Here is a 7,292-nt window from a genome sequence, read left to right as displayed (position 1 = left end):
CTCAACGCCTTCGAGATCACCTTCGACGGTCGGCTCTCCGCCGCCCGCCGCTGACTCACTAACAACTCCAGAACCACCGTTAACTTTACAGACCCCTGAGGTGCGTCCGGTGACGGCATGATCACGGGGTGGTGGGCGGTCCAAGTCACTACGCTGAGCACCTTCACACCACGGGAGGTTCGGTTGGTACAGCGGAGCACGCTCGGGCAGGACTTCCGGCGGTTGTGGGGCGCCTACGCGGTCAGCGCAGCTGGCAGTGCCGTCGGCATGGGGGCGTTGCCGCTGATTGCCCTCCTGGTACTGGATTCCTCGGCGTTCCAGGTCTCTCTGCTCGCTGCGTTGTCTGCGGTGGCCAGTGCGGTGATCGCTCTGCCGCTCGGTGTACGTATCGAGCACCAGTACAAGCGGCCGGTCATGATCACCGCCGATCTGGCCCGCTGCGTGATGCTGGCGAGCATTCCGGTCGCCATGGCTTTCGACAGGCTCACCTTCACCCAGCTGTGTGTCGTCGGCGTTCTCCAGACGGCGGCGTCTGTCGCGTTCGACGCGGCGAGTGGGGCGCATCTAAAGGCACTGGTCCTGCCCGAGCACCGTCTTCGCGCCAACAGCCTGTTCGAGACAACCAACTGGATCAGCGTCAGCGCCGGCCCGCCCGTCGGCGGGCTTCTGATCGGGGCACTGGGCGCGGCAGCCACGATGGTGGTCGACGCACTGTCCTTCCTCGGATCGGCCCTGGGTATCCATCGCATCCGGCAGCCTGAACCCGCGCCACCGGCACGCGCCGCCACCTCTCACCTGGGCAGCGACATCGCTGCCGGTTGGCAGTACCTCCTGCGGCACCCAGGACTGCGGCCGCTGTTCTTCAACGCGCTGCTCTTTGGCGGCTCCGTCATGATGGCATCACCGCTGATGGCCGTCCTCATGCTGGATGACCTCGACCTGGCACCGTGGCAGTACGGACTCGCCCTGGGCCTGCCGTGCCTGGGCGGCGTGCTGGGCTCACGCCTGACTCCGCTGCTCACCCGGCGATTCGGACAGCGTCGCATTCTGCTGCTGTCAGGTGTTGCACGCACACTGTGGACGATCCTGCTGCCGCTGACGCCCTCCGGTGCCCTCGGCGTGTTCGTCATTGTGGCCGCCGACTTCGGCCTGCTCTTCTCAGCCGGGGTCTTCAACCCGTCGTTCACCACGTACCGCATGGCGGCCACACCGGACGCGTTCATGTCCCGCGTCGGCACCTCCTGGTCCGTCGGCTCGAAGACATGCCAGGCTGCCTTCGTGATCGTCGGTGGTCTCATCGCCGCCGTAGCGGGGGTACGCGGCGCCCTGCTCATCGCCGGCCTGCTGTGCATGGCGAGCGCGCTGCTCCTGCCATGGCGAAAGGCACGTATCTCCACCGGTCATGTTCCAGCGCCCACGACCGAAGCGGTTCCGTCCCCGGCCACGGATAGTCCCTCCGCGTAGCGGTTCCGCCGGATTGCAGCGATGCGGTGCCGGCGTACACGTGCACGTAGTCCGTACGCCGACATGCGGCTTCGTCAGGAGTGGAAGAGCGGTGCTCGGGTCGCGGTCCGGGACCGGTGAAGGCCAAGGTGATGGTCCTGTCCTTGCTGCTGCGGTCCGCCAGGGCGGCCCGTCGGAGAAACCATTCACGGACTGGTAGCTGACGCATCGTGCGCAGGTCAGTTGAGCAACGCGCATGTCTCGCCGACTGGTCAGCAGGGAGTCAGGCAGGGCTTCGCGTCGCGATCAGCCGGTTGGTGAGCTCCACAGTGGCGAGGTACCACCAGAAGATCCAGTCGAGGAACGCTTCGTCGTACTCGCTTTGCCGGCCCGCGTTTCGGTGGCGTAGGTCGAAGCGGTTGGCGACGTGGAACAGATCACCTTCGTCTTTCTTCAGAAGGTGATCTTTGATGAGGTCACACCGGTCCTCGAGGATGCGACCGAGGTTGAAGATCGCCGATCTCTTGCTGTCGACCGAAGCGTCTCGTCCGCGGAAGAGCGCGATGGCGTGGCGCACGCCGGCGGTACTGTCGGGCGGGCTGTCATTGAGGGCGCGGTGCACTAGCTGGCTGTGGGCATCATCGGTGACGGCGACCAGGCGCCCGAGGTCCTCGCCCTCTGCCGCCAGCTTGTACTCGATGCCGGCCTCCCGCAGATGGCTTCGTTCACTTTCGGCAGCAGCGTGCCGTCCAGGATTTGGAAGAGGCTCACTGAGCATCGCCGTCTCCGGCCCCGCCCGTGCCGCCAGCATGATCACCGCCACCGTGATCGAATCCGCTATGACTCCCCCGCCGGCACCTGCGAGCCTGCGCGCCGGGCTGCCAGTTCCTTTTCCACCTCACGCAGCAGGAGCGCGAAGTCGCGCGCGTCGTAGAAGGGGCCCGCTGCGGCGGCGAGTTGTGAGAAGTATTCGGCGAGGCCCTCCAGGAAGGTGGTGGGGATGCTGCCGAGGCCTTCCGGGTGGTCTCCCTTCACTCGGTCCAAGAGGATGTCCACGGCCTGCAGCAGCTTGTCGCTTTTCCCGACGAGGGCTTCGGCCACGCGGTCGCTGGCTTCCTTGTACTCCTGGTTGAAGATGCTGCGGAAGTCGTGGTCTCGGATGGTCTTCAGGTCGGCTTCGGCGCGGGCGGTGCGTTGGGCGTACTCCGGCGACTCATAGAGGGAGATCAGCCGGGCATATTCGGCGGAGATCGCGCGTGCCTCGGCCACCAGGCCCGCCCCCTGCTCGGCCAGCGCCACGCGGTCCGGGTCGGGCTCGCGCAAGCCCGCCCACTCCAGCCAGCCCGGTGCGTGCTCCGCCCGCCTGGCCTCAATGTCCTCGGCCCGCCGGTCATGCCTTTCCTTGCGCACGTACAGCCCGACGATGCCCTCCGCATGAACCACGTTCAGCATCGATCGCGCGTCCGGTTCGTTTCGCACCCGGTCGAGCAGAGCCCTCAGGCGAGCGGGGTCACCGTCCCCCCTGGCGTCGGCGAGCGCCTGTTGCAGCAGTTGTTCGCACGCGGCGAGTTCTTGGGGTTTGAGAACTTTCATGTTCGTTGCGCTGGGTCCCTGAACGTGATTGATCAGGGTCAGCAGAACGCCGATCTCCTGGCTGCCGCGCACAACGGTTTCCCGTAGCGCCTCGATCTCCGCCAACCGGGCGTGGAACGCGGCGAGTTCAGCCTCCTGCCGCGCATGCTTTTCGGGGTAGCGCCGAGAGAGCACCGCATACGGAAGGACGCGGGACGGAGTGATCTTGTCTTGCTTGTGCAGCAGCTCGCTGATCCTGTCGCCCAGTCGCGAGCGCTCGGCATCGAAACCACGCAGATACGCCTCGGGGCCTCCGGCCACGGCGGCCCACTGGAGCGTCTGGAACTCCCGCGCCACCGCCAGGCGGTCCGCATCGAGAGGGTCCGCTCCAGTCGTCAGCCGGCCGATGAGTTCTTCGACTTCTTCGAGGCCGAGACCGAGCAGCGTGGCCCGGAAGGCCCGTAACTGCGCCTCGCGGACCTGTTGCGCGGTCGGTTCCGGCGCGGCGGCGGGACCGGCGGCCGTGTCCTGCTCGGGGGATGCCTCGGCGGGTTCGCAGATCCGGTGCAGCTCCTGATCCACCGTGTCCATCATCCGCATGGCCTCCGCGCCGAGTTCGCCCGCGACCGTGACTGCGGTCTGCCCGGCTTGGCGGGCGGCTCCGTAGATGTGCGCGGCGGCGTACGAGGCGGCCCAGCGCAGTGTCAGTCGCGTGCACCACTGTGGGAGTGGAACAGCTTCGAGCAAGGCCTGCTGGGCTGCGGAGGGGAACCGGACCAACGCGCCGCCCGCCCAGCGGGAGACTTCCACGAGAGAGGTGCCTGCCTGTTGCGCGAAGGCGGCCGGCCCTTCGTTGGCGAGAGTCACCAGCGCGCGGCCCAAGGCGTCATGTACTGCTTCCTCCGCCGTGGCGGCACCGCCACGGACCGCCTCGGCGGCCTGGGCAGCCGCTGCGGGGACCGTGCGCAGCAGCTCGGCGACGGTGTGCTGAGGCAGCAGGGAGGACAGCTGGGTGGGGAGCGGCAGCAGCTCGGCGACCCGGCGACCGGGCAGTTCCGTGACCCACGCGGCGGCCTGCGTGGCAGCCTGGGTCGTCTGGGTGCCGGCGCGTTGCGCGAAGGCCACTGGGCCTTCGTTGGCGAGAGTCACCAGTGCGCGGCTCAGGGCGCCGTGCACCGCTTCCTCCACCTGCGAGGCGTGGTCACTGGCCAGCCCGGCGACGTTGCCGAGCCCTTCTGTGACCTGGTTCAGAGCGTGGTTGAGTGTCGGCATGCGGTCCAAGCGGGACGGACCCGCCGCTTCCCGGGCTTCCGTGTCGTCACGCAGAGCCAGATCCCGGGGGCGAGTGGGCGGACGAAGGACGTCCTGGACATTCGAGCGCTGCAGCATCGTGGCGACCGCCGCATTTCCCACGGAACGTTGGAGGGTCGTGATCTGCGCCGAGCTTCCCAGAGATGGGGCACGGCTCGGGTAAGGCTGAGGGTTTGTGCGGGGCGCAGGTGCATTCCCCGCCGACTCGGCGCTGCGCCGAGCCTCAGGCTCGCTGGTCTTTCCCGCTACCCGCATCTACCACTCCCGGTCTGGCTGTTGGCACCGCGTCCCGGCATCTTCACAGGCTACGCAACGATTCGGAAGGTTAGCTGAGAGCACTCTCCAGCGAACCTCACAGCACCACGTACAGGCAGGGCACAACCGCCATCGCGGTGCCAGCAAGACCGGAGAGCCGGCAGGTGAGGCCGATGCGCTTGGTCGGCAGGCTCGCCGAGACTGCATCGCCCTGAGTCGGCCCTCACATCGCGGACCAGCACGGCGATCGTCCGAAGTCCGCCCCTGGACGAGGGAAGTGGCCGAGCGCCCACGGTACCTGTACATCCGGGGGCCATTGGACCAGACGAGGGGGCTTGCCCCAGACCGTCTCGTAAGCGGTATCGCGCACCGGGACCGGGACCGGGAGATCATCCGCGCAGGCTTTCGGCCAAAGTGCTCGTCTGCGTCCTCCGCCGGGAGCGCGCCGGCGGCGATCGACATTTCCACTTGACGCCAGGGAAAGGCAAGAGGTCCGGAGCGGGCGCCAGCTAGCAACGGCGACGTCACGAACAAGGAGCTGAGCACCGCGGCTGGCGCGTTCTGGCGTCATCCGGGCACTCGGCCCGGATGGCCTGATTTGATGGGTACTGTGACAGTGAGGGGCAGAATCGCGACCGGCCGAGGTTGTGCTGTGCGCGTCACCAGGAACAGCCACTGGCTTCCTATATCTTCGCTGCCGCATGCCGTCGGGTGTGACCGCGCCAATCGGAAGGGCCTGAGGGGCATCGTGACGAACGTCGGAGTTCGCAACGCTCCGGACTCGTACCGGATCCGTAAAGTGCCTTCAGACAGGGACACTTGACTCCAGGGCGCAGCTTCCACCGCGTCTGCAGAACAGCGAAGTCGCACATGCGAGGCGCAGTCCGGCTCGGGTCCACTGCACGCTTGGCGAAGTGGGGTGGGCGCGCTTCGTCGTCCACAGAACCGCATAGTGCCCGCGGCGTCGAGTCGCCTCCCCGGCTGCCGGGTGAGTGACCGCCGCCAAGCCTCACTGATGCACATACAACACAACCGTCCGCGCCGAACAGGTCGGCCCCACCAGCTCACTGGAGAAACCGCCCCATCATGCAGGAGAACGGATCCCGGCTGCAGACCGAGTTCACCTTTGAACTGCCGCACGGCTACATCGACGGCAACGGCACCCTGCACCGCGAAGGCACCATGCGGCTTGCCACGGCACGGGACGAGCTTTCGCCCCTGATCGACCAGCGCGTCAGGGAGAACCCGGCCTATCTGGGAGTCGTCCTGCTCAGCCTGGTGGTCACCCGGCTGGGCACGCTGACGGACATTCACGCCGGCCTCGTGGAACGCTTCTTCGCCACGGACCTCGCCTACCTCCAGGACTTCTACCGGCGCATCAACGGCCTGGACTCCGCGGGCGGCGCCGTTGCCTGCCCCTCCTGCGGTACGAGCTTTACCGCGCCGGGGCACACCGCCGGCGGTCGCCTGGGGGAAGCATGACGCACCCTGCGCGCCAACTCCGCGAGGAATCTGCCTATATCGCCTATCACTTCCACTGGGCGCATGCGGACATCCTCGCTTTGCCGCACGAGGAGCGGCGCGCATGGGTGCGTGAGATTGCCAGGATCAACACAGCTCTCGCCGAAGGCGGGCCGACACGGTGATCACGCTGCGGTGGTGGCGCCGCACGCCGCCGCCCCTTCCCGCAGGGCGCCCCGGACAACCCCATGAGGAATGGCGAACGGTACCTTCGACCGGCCTGATCCGGACTGCGACCATGCCCACCAGCGGTCTCGCTGATTTCCGGCAGGATCTGGCGGCCTGGCGGCCAGCCCCCGCCGTCACGGCCACCGGACGCTTGGTCCCGAGAGCCGTACCGCTGGCCGGCCGACCAGGAATTCTCGGATGGCCTGGCACCGTACGGCCCACTGCCCAGGCATCGGCATGGCCCTCGGCCGGCCTGCCGTTCCCTGGGAGCACGCCCCCTCCTGGTGAGGCGCCCGATGCGCACATAGCGCGTAGAGCTGCTCCGACGCTGCCCCAGGCGGTAGACCACGTCGCGGCTGACCGGAAGGGCTTAGATCCCGCCGCCGTGACAAGCGCACCTGCTTCAGTCCCGGTTGTCGCCTCGGGGACCGTCAAAAGCCGTTGGCGCAGCGCGGTTCAGAGGGTGACAAGTGTGTTGGGCGGTACTCCTGGCCGCGAGGGCGCGGCCGTACAGGGAGGCTCGAGCGAACCTGCTCGGACGACCACGTACCTCACCAGTCAGGAAGCCCGGACCGCGCCGGCGGAGTGGGCGGCTGGAACCATCTCGCCGCGCCCGGCCGACTTACCCACGGCTGCCGAGTGTTTCGTCGGTCTGCCGACGATACCCACGCGCCACGCCACAACAACTGACGGTCCGCATACGGCGGATTCGCCCCGCAGCCAGTCCTTCCCGCTGGGCAATCCGCCGACCATTCTGCCCTCCATGCCATCGAATGCAACGGCTCCTGTGGCGTTGCCGCCGTTCACAGGGCACACCGGTGGCGCGGACGGTGCGGCGATGCCCGGTACGGATGGCCTTCCCGTGCCCCATTTCCCCGGGCACGCAACAAGGGACAACACAGGGCAGGGCGGCCTGAACACCGGTGCCACGAGCGATGCGCCGCGCATGCCGTTCCCCACCACCCTCGCAATCCCCCCTACCGCGGTCGGACAACCAGGCAACCCGGTCGTGACACAAGAAG

3 protein-coding genes and 2 pseudogenes are annotated in these 7,292 nt (G+C 67.7%); 3 read left to right on the top strand and 2 right to left on the bottom strand.

The features are described 5' to 3' along the window. Positions 1–183 precede the first annotated feature (183 nt). Positions 184–1,464: an MFS transporter gene (locus ACWGJY_RS32655; protein WP_453264491.1), complete on the top strand. Its 1,281-nt coding sequence runs from the start codon at positions 184–186 to the stop codon at positions 1,462–1,464. 262 nt (positions 1,465–1,726) lie between these two features. Here the strand turns inward: ACWGJY_RS32655 and ACWGJY_RS32650 are convergent. Together ACWGJY_RS32650 and ACWGJY_RS32645 are read right to left on the bottom strand one after the other, a co-directional pair. Next, positions 1,727–2,158 (bottom strand): annotated as a pseudogene (locus tag ACWGJY_RS32650) (hypothetical protein); the annotation flags it as partial. Between the two features lie 122 nt (positions 2,159–2,280). Beyond that, positions 2,281–4,287: a hypothetical protein gene (locus ACWGJY_RS32645; protein ID WP_453264490.1), complete on the bottom strand. Its 2,007-nt coding sequence runs from the start codon at positions 4,285–4,287 to the stop codon at positions 2,281–2,283. Between the two features lie 1,311 nt (positions 4,288–5,598). Here ACWGJY_RS32645 and ACWGJY_RS32640 point away from each other — a divergent pair. Both ACWGJY_RS32640 and ACWGJY_RS32635 read left to right on the top strand, forming a co-directional pair. Then, positions 5,599–6,063 (top strand): annotated as a pseudogene (locus tag ACWGJY_RS32640) (hypothetical protein); the annotation flags it as partial. Then, positions 6,060–6,227 carry a DUF6760 family protein gene (locus ACWGJY_RS32635; protein ID WP_453264489.1) on the top strand — a complete coding sequence of 56 codons (168 nt, stop codon included), beginning with the start codon at positions 6,060–6,062 and terminating at the stop codon, positions 6,225–6,227. The pseudogene ACWGJY_RS32640 and the gene ACWGJY_RS32635, both read left to right, overlap by 4 nt. Positions 6,228–7,292 lie beyond the last annotated feature (1,065 nt).

It is taken from the genome of Streptomyces sp. NPDC054765, assembly GCF_053612065.1.
This window is presented reverse-complemented; position numbering and strand designations above follow the sequence as displayed.